Here is a 21,896-nt window from a genome sequence, read left to right on the forward strand (position 1 = left end):
TCAAGGCAGTAATCCCACTTGAGGCAGGGTTGCGCCAAGATGTCCCCCATTGATCTGGCCACCATCGGGGGCATCCCCCGACCCACTGAAGGAGGACGCCGTGCACATCGGTCCTCTGCGCCGCCGCGGCATCGCGTTGGGCATCACCGTCATGGCAGGCGCCCTCGCGCTGTCCGCGTGTAACGCCAAGACCACGACCCCGGGCAAGAAGAGCGCCCTGGACACGATCAAGAAGAACGGCAAGATCGTGATCGCCACGGACGCGTCGTACGCGCCCAACGAGTTCAAGCAGAACGGGCAGGTCGTCGGCTTCGACGTCGACCTGGGCGGCGCGATCGCCCAGAAGCTCGGGGTCAAGGCGGAGTTCCAGGACGTCAAGTTCGACAACATCCTGCCGGCGCTGCAGAGCAAGAAGTACGACATCAGCCTGTCGTCCTTCACCGACAACAAGCAGCGCGAGCAGAGCTTCGACTTCGTGACCTACTTCTCCGCCGGCACCGGCCTGATGGTGAAGGCGGGCAACCCGCTGAAGCTCTCGCCGGACGACCTGTCGCTGTGCGGCAAGAAGGTCGCGGTGGAGAAGGGCACCACGCAGGAGGACGAGCTGACGCCCAAGTCGAGCGCCAAGCCCGACGCCGGCGCCCGCGTGGACAAGTGCAAGCAGGGCGGCAAGCCGGCTCCGGTGAAGGTCTCCCTCGACGACCAGAACGCCGCCAACCTGGCGCTCGGCAACGGCCGCGCCGACGCCGTACTGGCCGACTCCCCCGTCGCCGCGTACGCGGCCAAGGAGTCGAACGGCAAGTTCGTCATCGCGGGCAAGGCCTACGACACCGCGCCGTACGGCATCGCGATCCCCAAGAACGAGAACGAGCTGCGGGACGCGATCCAGAAGGCGGTCAAGGACCTGATCGGCGACGGCACGTACAAGCAGCTGACCGACAAGTGGGGCATCTCCGACGGTGGTATCACCGACCCCAAGGTCAACGGCGCCACCGGCTGAGGACGCCGTGACCGACATCGACACGACGGAACCGGTACGGCCTGAGACGATCAAGGCCGTACCGGTCCGGCATCCGGGCAGGTGGGTCAGCGCGGCGATCGTGCTGGTGCTCGCCGCGATGCTCGTCCACATGCTGTTCACCAACCCGAATCTGGACTGGTCGACGTTCGGGAAGTACTTCTTCGACGGCGGCATCCTCAAGGGCCTGGTGGCGACGCTCGAGCTGACCGTGATCGCGATGGCCATCGGCATCGTCGGCGGCGTGGTCCTGGCGCTGATGCGGCTGTCGTCCAACCCGATGCTGTCCTCGGCGGCGTGGCTGTACATCTGGTTCTTCCGCGGTACGCCGGTGCTGGTGCAGCTGATCTTCTGGTTCAACATCAAGGCGCTGTTCGGCGACATCTCGATCGGCATCCCGTTCGGGCCGACGTTCATCACCTGGGACGTCAACAGCCTGGTCACCACGTTCGTCGCGGCGATCCTCGGCCTCGGCCTGAACGAGGCGGCGTACATGTCGGAGGTCGTACGGGCCGGGATCCTGTCCGTCGACGAGGGCCAGACCGAGGCCGCGCAGGCCCTGGGCATGCGACGGCTGAAGGTCATGCGGCGGATCGTGCTGCCCCAGGCGATGCGCGTGATCATCCCGCCGACCGGCAACGAGACCATCTCGATGCTGAAGACCACCTCGCTGGCGTCGACGGTGGCCTTCACCGAGCTGCTGAAGGCCGGCGAGGACATCTTCAACGCGAACTACCGGACCATCCCCCTGCTGATCGTGGTGAGCGTCTGGTACATCATCGTGACCTCGGTGCTGTCGGTCGGGCAGTACTACCTGGAGCGGTACTACGGCCGGGGCTCCTCCCGCGAGCTGCCCCCGACCCCGCTGCAGCGGCTGCTGCGGCGTAACCTCACGAGCTTCCACGTCCGGCCGCCGATGCCGATGCGGAACCCGGAGGGGGACAGATGAGCGAGCCGATGGTCAAGGCGGAGGGCATTCACAAGTTCTTCGGGCGGCTGCACGTGCTGCGCGGCATCGACCTGGAGGTCGAGTCCGGGGAGGTCATGTGCGTCATCGGCCCCTCGGGTTCGGGCAAGTCGACCTTCCTGCGCTGCATGAACCACCTGGAGAAGATCGACTCCGGCCGGCTCTGGGTGGACGGCGACCTCGTGGGCTACCGCCAGCGCGGCGAGAAACTGCACGAGATGCGCGAGAGGGACGTCGCGGCGCAACGACGGGACATCGGGATGGTGTTCCAGCGCTTCAACCTGTTCCCGCACATGACCGCGCTGGAGAACATCATGGAGGCGCCGGTCCAGGTCAGAGGCGAGCCGAAGGCCGCCGTACGCGAGCGGGCACGGGAACTGCTCGACCGCGTCGGCCTGTCGGACAAGGTCGGCAGCTACCCGTCGCAGCTGTCCGGCGGCCAGCAGCAGCGGGTCGCGATCGCGCGGGCACTGGCGATGGAGCCGAAGCTGATGCTGTTCGACGAGCCGACGAGCGCGCTCGACCCCGAACTGGTCGGGGACGTGCTCGACGTGATGCGGCAGCTGGCGGTGGACGGCATGACGATGGTCGTGGTGACGCACGAGATGGGGTTCGCCCGGGAGGTCGGCGACTCCCTCGTGTTCATGGACGAGGGCGCGATCGTCGAACAGGGCCGCCCACGCGAGGTGCTGAGCGATCCCCAGCACCAGCGCACGCGCGACTTCCTGTCCAAGGTCCTCTGAGAAGGGGTGGCGGCGGAGTTCTCACACAGTCCGCCGCCACCACCTCCGACCGGGCGTGTCACGGCGGCCGTACGGCCTCGCGCCGCGATTACGGCAAATCTGTCATATCCGGCAAGCCGGGCTTCCTCTCCGCAGCGTCGTGGAGTGTAATAGCCGGATCAGCACCACAGCCTCTGCCTCGCGTAGGAGCGGCCCGTGGACCTCGCGTCGTACGCCGATCTGGCGGTCCGGCTGGTGAACACCCAGACGGCCGAGGGCGACCGTCTGGGGGATCTCGACGCGCTCCGGGACCTTCTCACGGCCGGGCCGCACCTGTCCGGCCGGGTCGCCAAGCCCGACCTCGAGGCGATGGTGCAGCTGCGGGCGGACCTTCGTTCGATCTTCGAGTCGGTGACCGCGGGCGATGAGGACGGCGCCGCCGAGGGCATCAACTCCCTGCTGCTCCAGCACCCGGTGCATCCCCAGATCTCCGCCCACGACGGGCAGCGCTGGCACCTGCACATCACCGAGAGCGGCTCGATCCCCGACCGGTACGCCGCCGGGGCGGCCATGGGCCTGGCGGTCTACGTCTCCGCCGAGGGGCTCGACCGGCTCGCGATCTGCCACGCGAAGCCGTGCCGCAACGTCTTCATCGACACCTCCTCGAACCGGTCCCGCCGCTACTGCTCCGACCAGTGCGCCGGACGCGCCGAGGCCGGGGTTCGCGCCGTCTCTCAGGGCGGGCCCAGCCGCAGTGACGGCTTCGGCCAGTAGCGGAGCACGACCCGCCCGACGATCAGGGCGTCGGGCACCGCGCCGAAGTCCCAGCTGTCCTGGCGGCCCGCGGCGCGCTGGTTGTCGCTCTCCAGCCACCAGCCGTCCGCCTCGTGCCGTACGGCCCGCTTGACGATCAGCAGATCCCGGTGGGGATGGCGGGCGACCACGACGCTGCCGGGGACGATCCGCGCGCCGGAGCGTACGAGCAGCCAGTCTCCGGGACGCAGCGCGGGCAGCATCGACTCGCCCGTCACTTCGACCGCGCGCATGGTGATGAACCTCTCCGCTCAGGGGTAAGGGGCCCAGGAGTAGTGTCTTGTAACTGCAGCACGCTCTACGAAAGACAACGGAAGGACACGCAGGTGCTTGCACGATTTCTGCGCCCCAAGGCCACGGTGTCCGCACACTGTGACCTGCCCTGCGGCATCTACGACCCGGCTCAGGCCCGGATCGAGGCCGAGTCGGTCAAGGCGATCGTCGAGAAGTACGAGGCCAACGAGGACCCGGTCTTCCGCGCTCGCGCGCTGATCATCAAGGAGCAGCGCTCCGAGCTGGTCAAGCACCACCTCTGGGTCCTGTGGACGGACTACTTCAAGCCGCCGCACTTCGAAAAGTACCCTCAGCTCCACCAGCTGTTCAACGAGGCCACCAAGCTCGCCGGTGCCTCCGGCACCAAGGGCGGCGTCGACAAGGCGAAGGCCGACGAGCTCCTCGCGAAGATCGACGAGATCAGCAAGATCTTCTGGGAGACCAAGAACGCCTGAGGACTCCCGGCCGGGCATGAGTTCCCGAGCGTGAGTCCACCCACGGCGAGGACCGCCCGCGGGTCATCCGCGAGCACGGTCCTCGCCGTGTCCTTTTCAAGCTTGGTAACCGGAAGATTCAGCTGGTCATCGTACGATTACGAGCAAAAGGGCAGGACTCCAGCGACCCGCCGGTGGATCCGCCTCGCGCAGTGGAAAGATCCCTTGGTGATATGCAGGCGCGCCGGACGCGCGAGTAGGTACGCGCAAGCGGTAGTTTCAAGGGAGCGGGAAGCCCCAACTAGGGAGTGACGTGACCGAGGAAACCGCAGCCATGCCGGCCAGTCTTTCTGACGTCCGCGATGTGGTGACCGTGCGGCTGCCGGCTGACAGCGCCTACCTGTCCGTGCTGCGCACGGCGACGGCCGGGCTGGCGGCGCGTCTCGACTTCAACCTTGACGAGATCGAGGATCTGCGCATCGCGATCGACGAGGCGTGCGCGATGCTCCTCGCCCAGGCGGTTCCCGGCACCGACCTGACGTGTGAGTTCGAGCTGACCGACGATGCGATGAGCATCGGCGTGTCGGTCCTCACCGTCGACGGCCGGCAGCCGAGCCGTGACACCTTCGCGTGGACCGTCCTGAGCTCGCTCGCCGGCGACGTCGACGCCGAGGTCGGCGCCGACGACCGGGTGACGATCGTCCTGCAGAAACGGCGCGGGCAGACGACGTGATCAGAGTCCAAGTGGCACCGCACCGCCCGGCCCGCCCGTCGCACGAGTCCCAGCCGCGAAGCGAGGGAACCGACCGGCGCGGCACCTTGGTCATGGGGCCGACGAAGGAGGTCCCATGACCGAGAAGACGACGGTGGCGGGCAGCAACGAGCACAGCGTGCCGGACCGCGCGCGGGCGCGCATGCTGTTCGAACGCCTCTCCACGCTTCCCGAGGGCGACCCGGAGCGTCAGCGCATCCGCGACGAGCTGGTCGAGCTGCACCTCCCGCTCGTGGAGTACCTCGCCCGCCGGTTCCGCAACCGCGGCGAGTGGCTCGACGACCTGATCCAGGTGGCGACGATCGGCCTGATCAAGTCGATCGACCGCTTCGACCTCGAACGCGGAGTGGAGTTCTCCACGTACGCGACGCCGACGATCGTCGGTGAGATCAAGCGTCACTTCCGCGACAAGGGGTGGGCGGTCCGCGTCCCCCGGCGGCTCCAGGAGCTCAAGCTGTCGCTGACCAAGGCGATCAGCGACCTCGCCCAGCGCGAGGGCCGCGCGCCCACCGTCAGCGAGCTGGCCGAGCACCTGCAGATGAGCGAGGAAGAGGTGCTGGAGGGACTGGAGTCGGCGAACGCCTACTCCACGGTCTCCCTGGACGCCCCCGACTCGGGCGATGAGGACGCGCCGGCGGTCGCCGACTCGCTCGGCATCGTCGACGACGCCTTGGAGGGCGTCGAATACCGCGAGTCGCTCAAGCCGCTGCTGGAAAAGCTGCCCGCGCGCGAGAAGCGCATCCTGTTGCTCCGGTTCTTCGGCAACATGACGCAGTCGCAGATCGCGGCCGAGCTGGGCATCTCCCAGATGCACGTGTCCCGGCTCCTGGCCCGCACGCTCGCCCAGCTGCGCGACGGCCTCACCGCCGACGACTGAGAGAAGACGACGTACGAAGAGGCTGCCCGGGAAGGATCCCGGGCAGCCTCTTCGTCGGTCTTGGGCTCAGTCCTGGTCGAGGGCCCGCGTGGTCGGGGGGCTCAGCAGCGCCGCCGCGGCGGCGACGGCCACCACGATCAGGACGCCGCCGAGGATCTGCCGGCTGCTCTGGATCATCGAGATCGCGGCGATCACCGCGAAGATCTGGGTGAGCAGGGCAGGCGCACGCCCCCAGCGTCGTACCTGCCACAGCCCGCGGCCGACCGCGACGATGCCGACGCCGGCGGCGATGGCCATGACGGCGAGGACGACCGCGCTGGCGAGGTCGTTCGGGCTGCCGACGATCGCCTCGACGCCGACGTACAGGCCGACCGCGACCACGGCGGCCCCCTCGACGGCCTCGATGGCCGCCGCCGTGCTCAGGGTCATGGGACGTGTGGACACAGCCCCGAACACTATCCGGATCACCGGCACCCGGTCACCGAGGGTGCGTGATCGAGGCAATGGTGCGTGGAAGCTACCCTTTTGCACGTGCGTGCACTTCTCATCGCCAACCCCAAGGCGACGACCACGTCCCGGCGAGCCCGTGACGTGCTGATGCGCGCGTTCGCCGGCGAGGTACGCCTTGAGCTCGCCGAGACCCAGCGGCGCGGTCACGCCACCGAGCTCGCCGCGCAGGCCGCCGGCGAGGGGTACGACGTGGTGATCGCGCTGGGCGGCGACGGCACCGTGAACGAGGCGGTCAACGGCCTGCTCGCCGACGGCCCCTCCCCCGACGTGCCCGCGCTCGCGATCGTGCCGACCGGCAGCGCCAACGTGTTCGCCCGCGCGCTCGGCATGCAGAACAACCCGCTCGACGCCGCCGGCCAGGTGCTGGAGGCGCTGCGCGCCGGCCGCAGCCGTACGGTCGGGCTGGGCCAGGCCGGCAGCCGCTACTTCACCTTCTGCGCGGGCCTCGGGCTGGACGCCGAGGTGGTGCACGCGGTCGAGAAGCTGCGCGACTCCGGGTCCCGCGCCTACTCCACGCTCTACGCGCGCACCGCGCTGCGGCAGTTCTTCGTGCTGACGGACCGCCGCCGGCCGGCGCTCACGCTGGAGGCGCCGTCCAAGCCTCCGCTCGGCCACATCTTCATCGGGATCGTCTCCAACACCGCGCCCTGGACGTACGCCGGGCGGTGGCCGATCGACCCGAACCCGCGGGCGAGCTTCGCCACCGGGCTGGACCTGTTCGCGCTGCGCAGGTTCGACGTCCTGTCGACGCTGGGGGTCCTGGCGCAGATCGTGCCGCCGTTCAACCGGCTCCCCCGGGGCGGTCACATCCTCGGGTTGCATGATCTTCCCGAGTTCACGCTGCGTTCCCGGCGGCCCATCGCGTTCCAGGTCGACGGCGACTATCTGGGGCAGCGGGAGTTCGTCACGTTCCGCTCTGTCCCGAAGGCTGTGCGTGTTGTGATCTGAGGTGACCTGCCGGAAGCGTGTTTCGATTGTGTGACACATCCGACAGCCATACTTTGAGAAAACTTTCTCAAAGGCCTTGCGCCCCTCCGGACGCCCTGAGAATCTCTAAAGAGGCGCGAAGACATGGGATAACACCTCGAGCGCGCCACGACAACTTCCCCGGGCCATGCCACCGCACCCGGTTGTTCGTTACATCGTGAAACCGTTCACAAGTGGAGTCATGGCTTCACGCTCGATTGAAGGAGTGGACCGCATGGACTGGCGCCACCGCGCTGCCTGCCGTGACGAGGACCCCGAGCTGTTCTTCCCGATCGGCAACACCGGCCCCGCACTCGTGCAGATCGAAGAAGCCAAGCAGGTGTGCCGTCGCTGCCCCGTCACCGAGTCGTGTCTGCAGTGGGCCCTCAACTCCGGCCAGGACGCCGGCGTGTGGGGAGCGATGAGCGAGGACGAGCGCCGTGCGCTGAAGCGCCGCCGCGCCCGTGCCCGTGCGCGCGCCCACGCCTGAGCCTCACCAGAAGGCACGCCCCACCTGCCGTCGATCCCCTCCGGCACCGCGCCTCCGACGATGGACCCGCGGCCTGCCGTCCCAAGCGCCCGTGGCCCGACCACGGGCGCTGCGCTTTTCCGCCCTCGTACGGGCATGAGCTCCCAAACCCGTCTTCTCGTATGTAACTTCCCCCGCCGGGGTCTTCTCACGCCTCACGACCACCGGTGACCGCTCGCGCGGCAGTCTCCCATCAGCCCGTCCGGGGCGTCTGCGCGAGGGGGATGTCGAGGGTCACCTCCGTGCCGCCTCCCTCACGGCGGTGCAGCTCCAGGACCCCGCCCAGTTCGCCCACGATCAGCGTCCGGACGATCTGCAGCCCCAGGCTCGCCGCCGACTCCACGTCGAAGCCGTCCGGCAGTCCCTTGCCGTTGTCGGCCACCACCACGCCCAGGCGCTCGCCGCTGCGGGTCACCACGACCTCCAGCAGGCCCGAGTTGTCGGTCAGCCCGTGTTCGAGCGCGTTCTGCAGGAGTTCGGTCAGGACCATGGCGAGCGGCGTCGCGATCGCCGCCGGCAGGACGCCGAACCCGCCGACGCGCTTCGGCCGCACGCGGGTCTCCGGTGAGGACACCTCACCCGCCATCGCCATCACCCGGTCGGCGATGTCGTCGAAGTCGATCAGCTCCTCGGGCGTGTGCGAGAGCGTCTCGTGCACGATCGCGATCGAGCCGACGCGGCGTACCGCCTCCTCCAGGGCGTCCCGGCCCTCCGGCACCTGGAGCCGCCGGGCCTGCAGGCGCAGCAGCGCCGCGACCGTCTGCAGGTTGTTCTTCACCCGGTGGTGGATCTCCCGGATCGTCGCGTCCTTGGTCATCAGCTCCCGGTCGCGCCACCGCAGCTCGGTGACGTCGCGCAGCAGCACGAGCGCCCCCGTACGGTGACCGTCGACGATCAGGGGGATGGCCCGGAGCTGGACGATCGCGCCGTTCGCCTCGACCTCGGTCTCCCGTGCCGCGCGGCCGCCGGCCACCAGGGCCAGGGAGTCGTCGACCGGCGCGGTGCCCAGGCGCGCGGTGGTGTCCGCCAGGTGCGTGCTCGCCAGGTCGGTGGCCAGCCCCAGCCGCCGGTACGCCGACTGGGCGTTCGGGCTGGCGTACAGGACCCGCCCCTCCCGGTCGATGCGCAGCAGCCCGTCACCGACGCGCGGCGAGCGGGCGAGGTTGGGCTCCTGCTCCGGGAACGGGAACCGCCCGTCGTTGATCATCTTGGCCAGGTCGCTGGCGCTCTGGAGGTAGGTCAGCTCCAGGCGGCTCGGCGTACGGGCGGAGCTGAGGTTCGTGCTGCGCTGGATGACGCCGAGGATCCGCTCGCCCCGGCGTACGGGGATGGACTCCTCGCGCACGGGGATGCCGCTCCCCCACTCGGGGTCGCCCTCACGGCAGATGCGGCCCTCGCGGTACGCGATGTCGACCAGCGCGCGCTCGCCCCGGCCGGCGACCATGCCGACGAGGTCCTCGGGGTAGGCCGTCGGACCGGTCGTCGGGCGGATCTGGGCCACCGCCACCCAGCTGCCGTCCTCGCCGCGCTCGGCCGTCAGCGGCACCCAGAGGACGAGGTCGGCGAAGGACAGGTCGGCGAGCAGCTGCCAGTCCGACACCAGCGAATGGATCCAGTCCATGTCATCGGCGCCGAGGTCGGTGTGCTTTTTGATCAGGTCGCTCAACGTGGGCACGTCTGCATCATCGCAGGTGGTCCTGGCATGATTCGGCGGGTGGATCCTCTCGAGCGGCTGACGGCCGCGACGCGGGAGCGCACGGCCGCCGGGCTGCGCCGTACGCTGCGGCCCCGCACGCCCGCTCAGCCCCTGCTCGACCTGGCTTCCAACGACTATCTCGGGCTGTCCCGCGACCCGCGGCTGGCGGAGGGCGCGATCAAGGCGGTTCGCACCTGGGGCACCGGCTCGACCGGTTCACGGCTGGTCACCGGCACCACGGAGCTGCACACGGCGCTCGAGGAGCGGCTGGCCGGTTTCGTCGGCACGCCGTCCGCGCTGGTGTTCTCCTCCGGCTACCTCGCCAACCTCGCCGCGGTCACCGCGCTGCGGCCGGGCCTGATCGTCTCCGACCGGGGCAACCACGCATCGCTGATCGACGGCTGCCGCCTCGCCCGCTGCCCGGTCGTGGTCACAACGCACTGCGACGTCGCCGCCGTGGACGCCGCTCTCGACGACGCGCGCGACGCCGTCGTGGTGACCGACGCGGTCTTCTCCGTGGACGGCGACCTGGCCCCGCTCCGCGAGCTGCACGCGGTCGTACGCGACCACGGCGCGCTGCTGCTGATCGACGAGGCGCACGCACTCGGAGTGGTCGGCCCGGGCGGGCGCGGCGCGGCGTACGCGGCGGGCATCGCCGGCGAGCCGGACGTGATCATCACCGTCACCCTGTCGAAGTCGCTGGGCTCGCAGGGCGGCGCGGTGCTCGGCGCCCCGGAGGTGATCGAGACGCTCGTCGACACGGCGCGCTCGTTCGTGTTCGACACCGGGCTGGCCCCGGCGTCGGCGGGCGCCGCCGCGGCGGCCCTCGACGTTCTCGCCGCCGAGCCGGAACTGGCCACCCGTGCCCGCGACCGCGCCCGCCGCCTCGCCGCCGCGGCGGACGCGCTCGGCCTGGAGACGACCACTCCCGCCGCGGCGGTCGTACCGGTCGTCCTCGGCGACCCGGGACGAGCCGTACGCGCCGCGGAGATCTGCGCCGAGCACGGCGTACGGGTCGGCTGTTTCCGGCCACCGTCGGTGCCCCAGGGGCGCGCGTGCCTGCGGCTGACCGGCCGTGCGACCCTGGAGGAGGCAGAACTCACAGAGGTCACCGGAGCTCTGACTGGTGTCAGAGAGCTGATCGGCCCGTACTCTGCTCGTAACGCCGACCCGACGCGGCGGTGAACATGAGGAGAGCATGTGACGGCTGAGCGGGCACCGGAGCTGGGGGTGGAACCTCGCGTTCCCAAGTACTACCGGTTGAAGAAGCACCTGGTCGAGCTGACCGAGGCGCTCGCACCCGGCAGTCCGCTGCCGCCTGAGCGGAGCCTGGCCGAAAAGTACGGCACGTCCCGTACGACGGTGCGGCAGGCCCTGGCAGAGCTGGTGATCGAGGGACGCCTGCAGCGCATCCAGGGCAAGGGCACGTTCGTGGCCAAGCCCAAGGTCGCCCAGGAGCTGCAGCTCGTCAGCTACACCGAGGACATGCGCCACCACGGTCTGAGCCCGGAGACGCGCATACTCGACATCGGCTACGTGACCGCCGACGAACGCTTCGCTCGCCTCCTCGGCATCCGCCCCGGCGGCCGCGCCCTGCGCATCCACCGCCTCCGCCTGGCCGACGGCGAGCCGATGTCGATCGACACGTCACTGCTTCCGGCCCGCCGCTTCCCCGGCCTGCGCAAAGAACTGCCCCGGCACAACTCCCTGTACGAGACGCTGGCCACGGCGTACGACGTGCACCTGGCCGAGGCGGAGGAGACCATCGAGACCGTCCTGGCGACCCCGGACGACGCGGGCCTGCTGGGCGTCGACGTCGGGCTGCCCCTGCTCCTGCTCTCCCGCCACGCCTTCGACACGGCCGGCGAACCGGTCGAATGGGCCCAGTCCCTGTACCGCGGCGACCGCTACAAGTTCATCACCCGCCTCCGCCGCCAACACGAGACCCCCTGAAGGCACGCCTGGCGAGCTCCACACATCACGGCTGACGGGTCGTTGGGCACGGCCCGGGGGGATGACGCACTAGAGTCGCGCGGGTGAGTGTGCTCGTCGTCACCGGGACCGACACCGGGGTGGGAAAGACCGTGACCACGGCCGCGGTCGCGGCGCTCGCCCGGGCGCGCGGGGCGTCCGTCGCGGTGGTCAAGCCGGCGCAGACCGGTGCGCGGCCCGGCATGGCCGGTGACCTGGACGAGATTCGCCGCCTGGCCGGCATCACCGACGTGCACGAGTACGCGCGGTACGCCGCCGCTCTCGCCCCGGCCGCCGCGGCGCGGCTCGCCGGGCTGCCGCCGCCGGATCTGGTGGCCTGCGCGGAGCGGATCAGGGCGCTCGACCGTGACCTGGTGATCGTCGAAGGGGCGGGCGGACTGCTCGTGCGGTACGACGACGACGGCGCCACGCTCGCCGACCTGGCGCACTCCCTCAAGGCCGCCGTGCTCGTCACCGTACGGCCGGGGCTGGGCACGCTCAACCACACGGCGCTGACGCTGGAGGCCATGGCCGGGCGCGGGATCGACCTGGCCGGCATCGTGATCGGGGCGTGGCCGCGCCGCCCCCTTCTGGACGACCTGTGCAACGTGCGTGACCTGGAGACCATCGCGGCGCGCCCGCTGTCCGGCGTGCTGCCGGAGCGGTCCGGGCGGCTCGACGGCGCGGAGTTCCTGCTCGCCGCCCGGGCCGGCCTCGCCCCGCACCTCGGCGGCGTGTTCGACCCGGCGGCGTTCCGGGAGGACTGCCGTACCCGTGCGCAGACGTACGGGGAACTGATCCCACGAGAGGACCAACCGTGAGCGAGCGGAGCGAGCGAACCAAAGAACACGCGCGCCTGGTCACTCCCCCGACGAAGGAGGGCTCGTGAGCGAGTCGGCCGACATTCTTGCCGTTGCGCGCACACAGGTGCTCGAGCGGGGTGAGGGGCTCAAGGAGGAGCAGGTCCACGAGTGCCTCACGCTCCCGGACGACCGTTTGGAGGAGCTGCTCGCGCTCGCCCACGAGGTGCGCATGAAGTGGTGCGGCCCGGAGGTGGAGGTCGAGGGCATCGTCTCGGTCAAGACCGGCGGCTGCCCGGAGGACTGCCACTTCTGCTCCCAGTCGGGCCAGTTCACCTCTCCCGTACGCGCGGCGTGGCTGGACATCCCCTCGCTCGTACGGGCCGCCGAGGAGACCGCCGCCACGGGCGCCACCGAGTTCTGCATCGTCGCCGCCGTCCGCGGGCCGGACGAGCGGCTGATGAGCCAGGTGCGCGAGGGCGTCGAGGCGATCAACAAGGAGGTGGACATCAACATCGCGTGCTCGCTCGGCATGCTGACCCAGGAGCAGGTCGACGAGCTGGCCGCGATGGGCGTCCACCGCTACAACCACAACCTCGAGGCCCCGAAGTCGCACTTCTCCAAGGTCGTGACCACCCACACGTGGGAGGAGCGCTGGCGGACCTGCGAGATGGTGCGCGCCGCCGGCATGGAGCTGTGCTGCGGCGGCATTGTCGGGATGGGTGAGACGGTCGAGCAGCGGGCCGAGTTCGCCGCGCAGCTCGGCGCGCTGGAGCCCGACGAGGTGCCGCTCAACTTCCTCAACCCGCGTCCCGGCACGCCGTTCGCCGACTACCCGCTGGTCGAGGGCGCCGAGGCGCTGAAGACCATCGCGGCCTTCCGGCTGGCGCTGCCGCGCACGATCCTGCGGTACGCGGGCGGGCGTGAGCTGACGCTCGGCGACCTGGGCACCAGGTCGGGCATGCTCGGCGGCATCAACGCGATCATCGTCGGCAACTACCTCACCACGCTCGGTCGTCCGACCGGCAGCGACCTGGAGATGCTGGACGAGTTGAAAATGCCGATCAAGGCACTGTCACAAACGCTCTAGAACCAGCGGGCGCCCACTACCGTCGGAGTTCGGGGAGGTGGTCGCGATGAAGACGGCGGTCGTCACGGTGCTCGCCGGCGTCGCGTTGCTCGCTTCGGGCTGCGCCGGAGACTCTCAGGCCCAGACCGATGACTCGTCGTCCCCGAGCCTCGGCTCGGCGGACGCGCTCGTGCTGCGCACGAAGACCACGGGAGGCTTCGCCGGCCTGGGCGGGCCCGGCACCATGCCGGACTTCTCCCTGTACGGCGACGGGCGTGCGATCACCGGCGGCGCGCACCCGACCGAATACCACCTCACGCCGCAGGCGCTGCGCCGCCTGGTCGCGGACGCCTCCGCGGCCGGGCTCGCCAGGTCCCGTACGGTCGACGACCGGAACATGGCCGACGCGACCTACAAGGTGATCACCTTCGTGACCGGCGGCCGGCCGCACACCACGAAGGTCATCCAGGAGGGCCGGCACGCCGACGACCCGGCCGCGCGGTTCCTGCCCCGGCTCGTCCCGTCCTCCTGGCCGCGCGGTGACCAGAGCACCGATCCGCGGCCGTACCGGCCGTCGCGCGTCGCCGTGCTGGCGGCCACCGCGCCCGCGGGCGGGAGCGACGCGCCGAAGTGGCCGTTGAAGCCGCTGAGCACGGGCGGCCAGGTCGGCGGCCGCACCTGCACGGTCCTCACCGGGCGCGACGCCGCGTCGGCCCAGCGGCTGGCCGGCCGGCCCCAGTGGCGCGACCGCGGTCAGACGTACCGGGTGACCGTCCGCCCGCTGCTCCCCGACGAGCCGGACTGCGCCGCGCTCGTCCGGTGATCGGCCGCGGCCGTTACCGCATCGTGACCGGCCGCGTTCACAGTGGCCCACAGCGAAACGTGGTTTCGAAAGGGCCTCCGCATGTCTGATCCGCGTTCGACCAGCCCCGCCGTACGAGTCGTGGTCGCGGTCCTGCTGATCGCGCCGTTCGTCGTCTACCTCGCCGTCCCCAGCTACGCCAGGGTCGAGCCGCGACTCGCCGGATTCCCGTTCTTCTACTGGTGGCAGCTCCTCTGGGTGATCCTCACCGCGGTGTTCATCGGCGTCGCGTACCGGCTCAGCCGCCGGGCCCGGCCCGCACGCCCCGCCGACGAGGAGGACGACTAGATGGACGACGTCAATGGCGTGGAGCTGACCGTCTTCCTGATCTTCTTCGCGGCGGTCACCGTGATGGGCTTCCTCGCCGCGCGCTGGCGGCGCGGGCAGACGATCATGCACCTGGACGAGTGGGGGCTCGGCGGCCGCCGCTTCGGCACGTTCACCACCTGGTTCCTGCTCGGCGGCGACCTGTACACCGCCTACACGTTCATCGCGGTTCCCGCGGCCGTCTTCGCGAGCGGCGCGATGGGGTTCTGGGCCCTGCCGTACGCCGCGATCGCCTATCCGATCGTCTTCCTCATCGGCCCGCGCCTGTGGTCCGTCTCCCATGTCCACGGCTACGTCACGACCGCCGACTTCGTCCGCGGGCGGTTCGGCTCCCGGACGCTCGGGCTGGCCGTCGCGGTCACCGGGATCCTGGCGATGATGCCGTACATCGCGCTGCAGCTCGTCGGCATCCAGGCCGTGCTCACCGTCATGGGCGTGAAGGGCTCCGGGCTCGCCAGGGACCTGCCGCTGCTCATCGCGTTCGCGCTCCTGGCGGCCTACACCTTCACCTCGGGCCTGCGCGCGCCGGCGCTGATCGCGTTCGTGAAGGACACGCTGATCTACCTCGTGATCATCGTGGCGGTCATCTACATCCCCACGAAGCTGGGCGGCTGGGGGCACATCTTCGACAGCGCCCAGAGCAGCCTGGCCAAGCCCAACCCGGCGACCGGCAGACCGAGTGGTGCGCTCGTGACCGGCGACATGACCCACTGGGCGTACGGCACGCTCGCGCTGGGGTCGGCGCTGGCACTGTTCATCTATCCGCACACGGTCACCGGGGCGCTGGCGTCCGGGCGCCGTGACGTGATCAAGCGGAACGCGGCGCTCCTGCCGGCGTACTCGCTGCTGCTCGGGCTCCTGGCCCTGCTCGGCTACATGGCGCTGGCCCGGCCCGACGTCGCCGCCGCGGTCCGGGCCGCGAAGAACCCGCAGCTCGCCGTGCCGACGCTGTTCGACCACGTGTTCCCGGGCTGGTTCGCCGGAGTGGCCTTCGCCGCGATCGGCGTGGGCGCGCTCGTACCGGCGGCGATCATGTCGATCGCGGCGTCGAACCTGTTCACCCGCAACGTCTACACGGCGTTCTTCCGGCCGGGCGCGACGGCCGCCGAGGAGACCCGCGTCTCCCAGTTCGTGTCGCTCCTGGTCAAGATCGGCGCGCTCGTCTTCGTGCTGGCCTTCGACAAGACGCTGTCGATCAACCTGCAGCTGCTAGGCGGCATCTGGATCGTGCAGACGTTCCCCTCGCTGGGCCTGGGGCTCTACACCCGGTGGTTCCACCGGTGGGCGCTGCTCGCCGGCTGGGCGGTCGCGATGGTGTACGGCACGGTGACCGCCTACGAACAGCACTCGCCGACGCAGAAGCACTTCGCCCAGTCCACCGCGGACATCCCGTTCCTCGGCCACCCCGGCTACATCGCCTTGACCGCCTTCGTCATCAACATGATCGTCGTGATGGTGCTCACGGTGATCTTCCGGGCGGCCGGCGTACCGGACGGGACGGACGAGACCCGGCCCGGCGACTACACCGCCGACGCCGACGAGCCCGGTGTGACGGACCTTCCCGAACTCGTCACCGACTGATCCGGCAGGGGATCGGTGTTCCGTGACCGGGGCTGGGGGACGGATCCTGCTTTGTGGTGGTCTAGGCTCTGAGGGTGAGCGAGGAGACTCGGCCACCGGACCAGTCCGCGCACCCGTACCCGCCCGGGGTGGAGATCAGAGTGGCGCGGCCGGACGAGCTCGCCACGATCGGCGAGCTGACCGCCGCGATCTACGTGGCGGGGGGCTACATCAACCCGGACAACAGCTACATCCTGCGGCTGCGCGACGCGGTCGCCCGCGCCCGCGAGGCCGAACTGCTCGTCGCCACGCACAACGGCGAGCCGACGGGCACGGTGACCTACTGCCGGCACGGCAGCCCGTGGGCGCAGCTGACCGCGCCGGGCGAGGCGGAGTTCCGGATGCTCGCGGTGGTGCCGGCCGCACGCGGACTGGGTCTCGGCGAGGCGCTCGTCCGCCGTTGCATCAGCCGCGCGCGCGAGGACGGCTGCCGCGCCCTGCGGCTGTCCACCGAGCCGGTGATGCACGCCGCGCACCGGATCTACCGGCGGCTGGGCTTCACGCGAACGCCAGAGCGCGACTGGCAGCCCCATCCCGGCGTGGAGCTTCTGACCTACGCGTTGCCACTCTGAACCCGTCACCGGCGCCCTGACTCGCTTCTGGAGTACGCTGCTGCACCGTGACGGCGACCTACTGTGACCACTGCGGAGACCCGCTCACCGGCGGTGACCATGGAGGATGCCGGGTGGCGCGGGCGATGGAGCCTCCGCGTTACTGCCCCGAATGCCGCCGCCGCATGGTCGTCCAGGTGACGCCCGGCGGCTGGACCGCCGACTGCAGCCGGCACGGCAGGCGTACGGGCTGAGAGACTGCCCGGCATTCATGCCTCCGGGCAGTCTCCGAGTCGGGGGTCCGGCGGTCCGTCCGGCTACTCGATGACGGCGATCAGGTCGCCCTCTTGGATGACATCGCCCTCGGCGACCTTGAGGCTGGCGACCGTGCCGGAGTCCTCGGCGATGACCGGGATCTCCATCTTCATGGACTCCAGGATGACGAGTGTGTCTCCGTCCTCCACGGTGTCGCCCTCGTTGACGACGACCTTCCAGACGTTCGCCACCATTTCCGCGCGCACTTCAGCCAACGCGGCTCCTTCCCTCAGACGCCGGCGCCTGCCGGACGCTCTTGCCGATCCAATTGTGCGACGAGTCCCTGGTCACGCGCGCATCCGGTCCACCAGACCGGTGTCGTAGTCGCCCGAGACGAACTCCGGGTTGTCCAGCAGCTCGGTGAAGAACGGCAGGTTGGTCTTGGGGCCCTCGACGCGGAACGCCGCGACCGCCTCCCGTGCCGTCGCGAGGGCCTGGGACCGGTCGGCGCCGTAGACGCACAGCTTGGCGAGGAGCGGGTCGTAGAACGGGGTGACCTTGTTGCCCGCCTGGTAGCCCGAGTCGACCCGGACGACGTCGCCGGACGGCTCCTCCCACACCGTGATGTCGCCGGGGCTGGGCAGGAACCGCTTGGGGTCCTCGGCGTAGACGCGGAACTCGATCGCGTGCCCGCGCGGCTCGACCTCGGTGAACGTGACCGGCTCACCCGCCGCGACGAGGAGCTGCTGCTCGACCAGGTCGATGCCGGTGACCAGCTCGGTGACCGGGTGCTCGACCTGGAGCCGGGTGTTCATCTCGAGGAAGACGAACTCCTGTGCCGCCGGGTCGACCAGGCACTCGACCGTGCCGGCGCCGCGGTAGCCGACGGCCTCACCGGCGCGTACGGCCGCGGCGAGCATGCGGGAGCGCAGCTCGGGTCCGACGCCCGTGGACGGGGTCTCCTCCACGACCTTCTGGTGCCGCCGCTGCACGGAGCAGTCGCGTTCGCCGAGGGCCACGACCGTGCCGTCGGCGAGGCCGAGGATCTGGATCTCCACGTGCCGGGCGCGCTCGATGAAGCGTTCGAGCAGGATGTCGGGGTTGCCGAAGAACCGTTCGGCGCGGGTGCGCGCCGTCTCGAAGGCCTTGCGCAGCTCGGCCTCGTCGTAGGCGACGCTCATGCCGATGCCACCGCCGCCGCCCGCCGCCTTCACCATGACGGGGTAGCCGATGCCCGCGGCGACGGCCGCGTCGGCGTCGGGCACGGGCTCGCGGGTGCCGGCCGCGACCGGCACGCCCGCCTTCTCCATGAGGTTACGGGCGCTGATCTTGTCGCCCATGGCCGCGATCGCCTCTACGGGCGGGCCGATCCAGGTCAGGCCGTCGTCCGCGACACGGCGGGCGAACGCGGCGTTCTCGGCGAGGAAGCCGTAGCCGGGGTGGACGGCGCGGGCGTTGGTGCGCCGCGCGGCCTCCATCACCGCGTCGACGTCGAGATAGCTCTTGGCGGGCTGCGCCGGGCCGATCAACACCGCTTCGTCGGCCTCCGCGACGTACGGCAGGTCGGCATCGGCCTCGGAGTACACGGCGATCGCCTTCACCCCGAGCGCACGCACGGTTCTGATCACCCGACGGGCGATCTCTCCGCGATTGGCCACCAACACCGACTCGAACACCGGTCCTCCTCAATTCGTCAGCCCAGGAAGAATAACCACGCACGCGTCGGCGGAGCGCGATGCTCGCCGACAAAAACCCGAGTGCCGCCTTGTCAGCGCATACGGTCGACAACGTGTCCGAGCGCCTCGACCACGGTCGGGTCGTACTCCGCGGCCGAATCACCCCGCAGGCGTTCGAGCACGGCCGCCGACCGGTCACGGTCGGACGACGCCCCGACAAGATCATCGTAGGCGTTCGCGACCTTGATGACGCGGCTCGCCAGTGGTGGGGCGGATCCCTCCACCGCGCGGTACGGCTCGGACTGGCGTCGGACGATCTCCGCGACCTCGTTCAGGACGCCGGTCTCGGTGATCACGTTGGCGCCCAGCCCGGCGATGCGCCGCTGCTCACTGGGCGAGGCCAGGACGGTCGCGCCGCCCGGGATCGGATCGCGCAGCGACAGCTGGCCGATGTCGTGCATGAGCGCGGCGTACTCCAACTCGAGCAGCGCCTCCTCGTTCATACCCAGCTCACGTCCCATCTGCACGGCGAGCTCGCTCACCCGGCGGGAGTGCCCGGCCTCGACGTACCCGCCGACCTCGGTCACCTGGGACAGGGCGCGGACGGTCTGCAGGTAGGTGGCCCGGATGCCGGCGAAGCGCCGGAACGCGATCTGGGTCACCAGGATCGGGGCGCTGAACACCAGCAGCGCCACCGGGCCCATGACGAACGTGCTCACCGCGATCAGGATGCCCGTGGCGCCCGAGGCGGCGCAGAGCGGCACCTTGGCCCGCACCTCGTCGCCGAGCGCGATGGCGAACCGCGTGCGCACCACCTCGGCGCGGATGGTCGCCGCGGCCACCCACTCGGCGGCGCAGGAGAGCATGACCGTGAGCACCATCACCGTGATGAGCAACGGCCAGTGATGCTGCAGCGACGAACTCCCGATCGGGCGGAAGACGAAGGCCACCAGGGCCGGGCTCAGGACGCGCCGGGCCATCGCGTCGAGCGCCGGGATCCGGCCGACCGCGATGTGCGGCAGCGCGCCGATGAGCGTGCCGCAGGCCGTCACCGTGACCGCCTGGAACGCCGAGTGCGTGGCCGGTTCGCTGCCCACGCGCAGCAGCAGGGCGTAGCCGAGGGAGCCCGCGCTCGCGATCGGGGCGACCTCGCGGCTGCCCGGCATGATCATGCGAAGCAGCTCGCCGACCGCGATGAGCGCGCCGAACAGGATCGCCGTACGGGAGTCCTCCAGGCCCACCGCACCGACCTGGGTGACGGAGGCGATGATCAGCATCCCGGCCACCGCGATCAGGAGCAGCTGGGCGGAGTCCAGCGACTGCCACGCCGGACGCGGACGTCCGGCCTGCGCGGTCATGAGCCCTCCTTCGTCGGGGGGTGTGACCACAGGGCCGTGTCTCCGATTCCCTCGCTCCGCTCGGTCATGAGCCCTCCTCCGCCGGAAGGAGTGACCACAGGGCCGTGTCTCCGATTCCCACGCTCCGCTCGGTCACGAGCCCTCCTCCGCCGGAAGGAGCGACCACAGGACCGCGTCTCCGATTCCCACGCTCCGCTCGGTCACGAGCCCTCCTCCGCCGGAAGGAGCGACCACAGGACCGCGTCTCCGATTCCCACGCTCCGCTCGGTCACGAGCCCTCCTCCGCCGGAAGGAGCGACCACAGGACCGCGTCTTTACTTCCCTCGCTTCGCTCGGTCACGGACGTCCTCCGGTCACCGGACGCCCTCGCCGGCTACGCGCAGGGGCGCGCTGGGGTCGTCGTGGTCCTGCTGGGTGGTCTCGTCGCCCTCCTCCGGCGGCGGGACCGGGTCGGGCTGGGTCCATCCGTGGCGTTCGATGGCGGCGATGAACGCCTCGACCAGTTCGGGGTCGAAGTGGCTGCCGGCCGAGCGCCGCAGCTCGGCGATGCCCTCCTCGATGGAGCGGGCGGGGCGGTAGGAGCGAGTGGAGGTCATCGAGTCGAACGCGTCGGCCACCGAGATGACCCGGGCGAACTCGGGGATCTCCGCGCCGGCCAGGCCCATGGGGTAGCCCTTGCCGTCCATCCGCTCGTGGTGGTGCATGATGCCGGCGAGCGCCTCGTCGAGGAAGCCGATCTCCCGCACGATCTCCAGGCCGCGCATCGGGTGCAGCTGGATCGCGGCGAACTCCTCCTCGGTCAGGTCGCCGGCCTTCTGCAGCACCTTGGTCGGCACGCCGAGCTTGCCGACGTCGTGGAGCATCCCGGCGTAGCGGATCGCGCCGACCCGCTCGGGCCGCATCCCGATCGCCTGGGCGATCATGCCCGAGCCGCGGGAGACCCGCTCGCTGTGACCGCGCGTGTAGTAGTCCTTGGTCTCCACCGCCTGGCAGAGCGCCGCGATCGTCGCGGCGTGGGCCTGCTGCTGGTCGCTGGTCTGCTGGAACGCCCACCGGGCCAGCAGCATCGGCATCAGGACCAGCACGGCGGAGAACGGCCCGATGAGCCCCCACGGCGCCGCGATGAGCAGCCCGAACATGCCGTACGACAGCTGGCCGGCGGCGAGGTTGCCGATGGGCCGCCAGCGGAACCCCCACAGGGGCGCCGTCTTTGTCAGCACGAGGACGACGCCGATCAGCGCGAGGTTGACCGCGACGTAGGTGACGACGGCGGCGAGGTAGGGCGCGATGATGTCCGGGAACGAGCCGTTGGTGGGCTTGCCGGTCGTGCCGCCGGCCGCGCTGTACACGACGCCGGCGAGGTAGCCCGACAGGGCGAACTGGGCCCCGTTGAACAACCGCTTCACGATGCCCATGTCGCGCCGCCAGGCGACGATCGCCGACGCGCCGACGATCGCGGCGCCCGCCGGCCCGAGCAGCACGACCGAGGCCAGGCCCGCCGAGTAGCTCAGCGACACCCGGGCGTTCTCGCTGTTGAGCAGCGCCGGCGCCGACTCGCAGATCACCGACAGGAGTGCGAGGACGGCGAGTGTGGTCCAGTCGATGCCGTCGAGGGACGAGAGGCCGATGGACGAGGCCGCGAGCACGACGACCGTGCAGACGTACGCCCATGCGGCGAGGGGTAGTCCACGCAATGCCGCCCCCACAGGTTACGGGCTAATTCCAGGACACGCCTTGACGCACTTTCCTCCGCCTCCCCGTCGGGCTCCGGCTCTGGGAGCCCTTCATCCCTGACTCACCGCCCGCCCTCGGATCGACGCCGGAAGAATC

25 protein-coding genes are annotated in these 21,896 nt (G+C 70.4%); 18 read left to right on the forward strand and 7 right to left on the reverse strand.

Going from position 1 to position 21,896, the window contains the following annotated elements:
- Positions 1–100: 100 nt before the first annotated feature.
- The 4 genes from QSK37_RS06680 (at position 101) to QSK37_RS06695 (ending at position 3,481) form a co-directional block, all read left to right on the forward strand.
- Positions 101–1,000, forward strand: coding sequence for an ABC transporter substrate-binding protein (locus QSK37_RS06680; RefSeq protein WP_285570260.1), 900 nt, complete (start codon positions 101–103; stop codon positions 998–1,000).
- A 7-nt stretch (positions 1,001–1,007) separates the two neighbouring features.
- On the forward strand, positions 1,008–1,967 hold the full coding sequence (locus QSK37_RS06685; protein WP_285618309.1) for an amino acid ABC transporter permease: 960 nt from the start codon (positions 1,008–1,010) through the stop codon (positions 1,965–1,967).
- On the forward strand, positions 1,964–2,728 hold the full coding sequence (locus QSK37_RS06690) for an amino acid ABC transporter ATP-binding protein (protein WP_285618310.1): 765 nt from the start codon (positions 1,964–1,966) through the stop codon (positions 2,726–2,728). The genes QSK37_RS06685 and QSK37_RS06690 overlap by 4 nt, the downstream gene beginning before the upstream one ends.
- Positions 2,729–2,923: 195 nt before the next feature.
- Complete coding sequence (locus QSK37_RS06695) at positions 2,924–3,481, forward strand: CGNR zinc finger domain-containing protein (RefSeq protein ID WP_285618311.1); 558 nt, start codon at positions 2,924–2,926, stop codon at positions 3,479–3,481.
- On the opposite strand, the gene sodX is transcribed toward QSK37_RS06695, so the two are convergent.
- Positions 3,442–3,753 carry a nickel-type superoxide dismutase maturation protease gene (gene sodX, locus QSK37_RS06700; RefSeq protein WP_285618313.1) on the reverse strand — a complete coding sequence of 104 codons (312 nt, stop codon included), beginning with the start codon at positions 3,751–3,753 and terminating at the stop codon, positions 3,442–3,444. The genes QSK37_RS06695 and sodX overlap by 40 nt on opposite strands.
- Before the next feature lie 93 nt (positions 3,754–3,846).
- On the opposite strand from sodX, the gene sodN reads away from it, so the two are divergent.
- The 3 genes from sodN to QSK37_RS06715 all read left to right on the forward strand — a co-directional run bounded on the left by sodN (position 3,847) and on the right by QSK37_RS06715 (position 5,876).
- Complete coding sequence (sodN, locus tag QSK37_RS06705) at positions 3,847–4,248, forward strand: superoxide dismutase, Ni (RefSeq protein ID WP_285570274.1); 402 nt, start codon at positions 3,847–3,849, stop codon at positions 4,246–4,248.
- A gap of 292 nt (positions 4,249–4,540) precedes the next feature.
- Positions 4,541–4,960, forward strand: coding sequence for an ATP-binding protein (locus QSK37_RS06710; RefSeq protein ID WP_285618314.1), 420 nt, complete (start codon positions 4,541–4,543; stop codon positions 4,958–4,960).
- 115 nt (positions 4,961–5,075) lie between these two features.
- A complete protein-coding gene (locus QSK37_RS06715; RefSeq protein ID WP_285618315.1) occupies positions 5,076–5,876 on the forward strand; it encodes an RNA polymerase sigma factor SigF in 801 nt (266 codons plus the stop codon).
- A 66-nt stretch (positions 5,877–5,942) separates the two neighbouring features.
- On the opposite strand, the gene QSK37_RS06720 is transcribed toward QSK37_RS06715, so the two are convergent.
- Positions 5,943–6,320 (reverse strand): hypothetical protein, encoded by a 378-nt coding sequence (locus QSK37_RS06720; RefSeq protein WP_285618316.1) that lies wholly within the window; start codon positions 6,318–6,320, stop codon positions 5,943–5,945.
- Between the two features lie 87 nt (positions 6,321–6,407).
- On the opposite strand from QSK37_RS06720, the gene QSK37_RS06725 reads away from it, so the two are divergent.
- Both QSK37_RS06725 and QSK37_RS06730 read left to right on the forward strand, forming a co-directional pair.
- Positions 6,408–7,334, forward strand: coding sequence for a diacylglycerol/lipid kinase family protein (locus QSK37_RS06725; RefSeq protein ID WP_285570285.1), 927 nt, complete (start codon positions 6,408–6,410; stop codon positions 7,332–7,334).
- A gap of 253 nt (positions 7,335–7,587) precedes the next feature.
- A complete protein-coding gene (locus QSK37_RS06730; RefSeq protein WP_285570288.1) occupies positions 7,588–7,842 on the forward strand; it encodes a WhiB family transcriptional regulator in 255 nt (84 codons plus the stop codon).
- 232 nt (positions 7,843–8,074) lie between these two features.
- Here QSK37_RS06730 and QSK37_RS06735 read toward each other — a convergent pair whose 3' ends face one another.
- On the reverse strand, positions 8,075–9,556 hold the full coding sequence (locus QSK37_RS06735; protein ID WP_285618318.1) for a sensor histidine kinase: 1,482 nt from the start codon (positions 9,554–9,556) through the stop codon (positions 8,075–8,077).
- 39 nt (positions 9,557–9,595) lie between these two features.
- Between QSK37_RS06735 and QSK37_RS06740 the strand changes: the two genes are divergently transcribed.
- From QSK37_RS06740 to bsaP, 9 genes are all read left to right on the forward strand, one after another.
- Complete coding sequence (locus QSK37_RS06740; RefSeq protein WP_349497944.1) at positions 9,596–10,762, forward strand: 8-amino-7-oxononanoate synthase; 1,167 nt, start codon at positions 9,596–9,598, stop codon at positions 10,760–10,762.
- 15 nt (positions 10,763–10,777) lie between these two features.
- Complete coding sequence (locus tag QSK37_RS06745) at positions 10,778–11,530, forward strand: GntR family transcriptional regulator (RefSeq protein ID WP_285618320.1); 753 nt, start codon at positions 10,778–10,780, stop codon at positions 11,528–11,530.
- An 83-nt stretch (positions 11,531–11,613) separates the two neighbouring features.
- Complete coding sequence (gene bioD / locus QSK37_RS06750; protein ID WP_285618321.1) at positions 11,614–12,369, forward strand: dethiobiotin synthase; 756 nt, start codon at positions 11,614–11,616, stop codon at positions 12,367–12,369.
- Between the two features lie 64 nt (positions 12,370–12,433).
- Positions 12,434–13,438, forward strand: a complete 1,005-nt coding sequence (gene bioB / locus QSK37_RS06755) for a biotin synthase BioB (RefSeq protein WP_285618323.1) — start codon at positions 12,434–12,436, stop codon at positions 13,436–13,438.
- A gap of 46 nt (positions 13,439–13,484) precedes the next feature.
- Positions 13,485–14,240 carry a hypothetical protein gene (locus tag QSK37_RS06760; protein WP_285618325.1) on the forward strand — a complete coding sequence of 252 codons (756 nt, stop codon included), beginning with the start codon at positions 13,485–13,487 and terminating at the stop codon, positions 14,238–14,240.
- 81 nt (positions 14,241–14,321) lie between these two features.
- Positions 14,322–14,567: a DUF3311 domain-containing protein gene (locus QSK37_RS06765; protein WP_285570307.1), complete on the forward strand. Its 246-nt coding sequence runs from the start codon at positions 14,322–14,324 to the stop codon at positions 14,565–14,567.
- Positions 14,568–16,187, forward strand: a complete 1,620-nt coding sequence (mctP, locus tag QSK37_RS06770; protein WP_285618327.1) for a monocarboxylate uptake permease MctP — start codon at positions 14,568–14,570, stop codon at positions 16,185–16,187.
- A gap of 74 nt (positions 16,188–16,261) precedes the next feature.
- Positions 16,262–16,798: a GNAT family N-acetyltransferase gene (locus tag QSK37_RS06775; RefSeq protein WP_285618329.1), complete on the forward strand. Its 537-nt coding sequence runs from the start codon at positions 16,262–16,264 to the stop codon at positions 16,796–16,798.
- A 47-nt stretch (positions 16,799–16,845) separates the two neighbouring features.
- Positions 16,846–17,031: a biotin synthase auxiliary protein BsaP gene (gene bsaP / locus QSK37_RS06780; protein ID WP_285618331.1), complete on the forward strand. Its 186-nt coding sequence runs from the start codon at positions 16,846–16,848 to the stop codon at positions 17,029–17,031.
- A 63-nt stretch (positions 17,032–17,094) separates the two neighbouring features.
- On the opposite strand, the gene QSK37_RS06785 is transcribed toward bsaP, so the two are convergent.
- The 4 genes from QSK37_RS06785 to QSK37_RS06800 form a co-directional block, all read right to left on the reverse strand.
- Positions 17,095–17,307, reverse strand: a complete 213-nt coding sequence (locus QSK37_RS06785; RefSeq protein ID WP_285570319.1) for a biotin/lipoyl-binding carrier protein — start codon at positions 17,305–17,307, stop codon at positions 17,095–17,097.
- A gap of 72 nt (positions 17,308–17,379) precedes the next feature.
- Positions 17,380–18,708: an acetyl-CoA carboxylase biotin carboxylase subunit gene (locus QSK37_RS06790; protein ID WP_285618333.1), complete on the reverse strand. Its 1,329-nt coding sequence runs from the start codon at positions 18,706–18,708 to the stop codon at positions 17,380–17,382.
- A 92-nt stretch (positions 18,709–18,800) separates the two neighbouring features.
- Positions 18,801–20,066 carry an HD-GYP domain-containing protein gene (locus tag QSK37_RS06795; RefSeq protein ID WP_285618335.1) on the reverse strand — a complete coding sequence of 422 codons (1,266 nt, stop codon included), beginning with the start codon at positions 20,064–20,066 and terminating at the stop codon, positions 18,801–18,803.
- A gap of 353 nt (positions 20,067–20,419) precedes the next feature.
- Positions 20,420–21,760 (reverse strand): HD-GYP domain-containing protein, encoded by a 1,341-nt coding sequence (locus QSK37_RS06800; protein ID WP_285570329.1) that lies wholly within the window; start codon positions 21,758–21,760, stop codon positions 20,420–20,422.
- Positions 21,761–21,896 lie beyond the last annotated feature (136 nt).

Origin of the sequence: Actinoallomurus iriomotensis (assembly GCF_030269445.1) — a bacterium.
GTDB lineage: Bacteria > Actinomycetota > Actinomycetes > Streptosporangiales > Streptosporangiaceae > Actinoallomurus > Actinoallomurus iriomotensis.

Coding starts and splice junctions, on each gene's coding strand:
- QSK37_RS06690 (WP_285618310.1), top strand. CDS start 1,964: ATGAGCGAGCCGATGGTCAAGGCGGAGGGCATTCACAAGTTCTTCGGG.
- sodX (WP_285618313.1), bottom strand. CDS start 3,753: ATGCGCGCGGTCGAAGTGACGGGCGAGTCGATGCTGCCCGCGCTGCGT.
- QSK37_RS06715 (WP_285618315.1), top strand. CDS start 5,076: ATGACCGAGAAGACGACGGTGGCGGGCAGCAACGAGCACAGCGTGCCG.
- QSK37_RS06730 (WP_285570288.1), top strand. CDS start 7,588: ATGGACTGGCGCCACCGCGCTGCCTGCCGTGACGAGGACCCCGAGCTG.
- QSK37_RS06760 (WP_285618325.1), top strand. CDS start 13,485: ATGAAGACGGCGGTCGTCACGGTGCTCGCCGGCGTCGCGTTGCTCGCT.
- QSK37_RS06765 (WP_285570307.1), top strand. CDS start 14,322: ATGTCTGATCCGCGTTCGACCAGCCCCGCCGTACGAGTCGTGGTCGCG.
- mctP (WP_285618327.1), top strand. CDS start 14,568: ATGGACGACGTCAATGGCGTGGAGCTGACCGTCTTCCTGATCTTCTTC.
- QSK37_RS06795 (WP_285618335.1), bottom strand. CDS start 20,066: ATGACCGCGCAGGCCGGACGTCCGCGTCCGGCGTGGCAGTCGCTGGAC.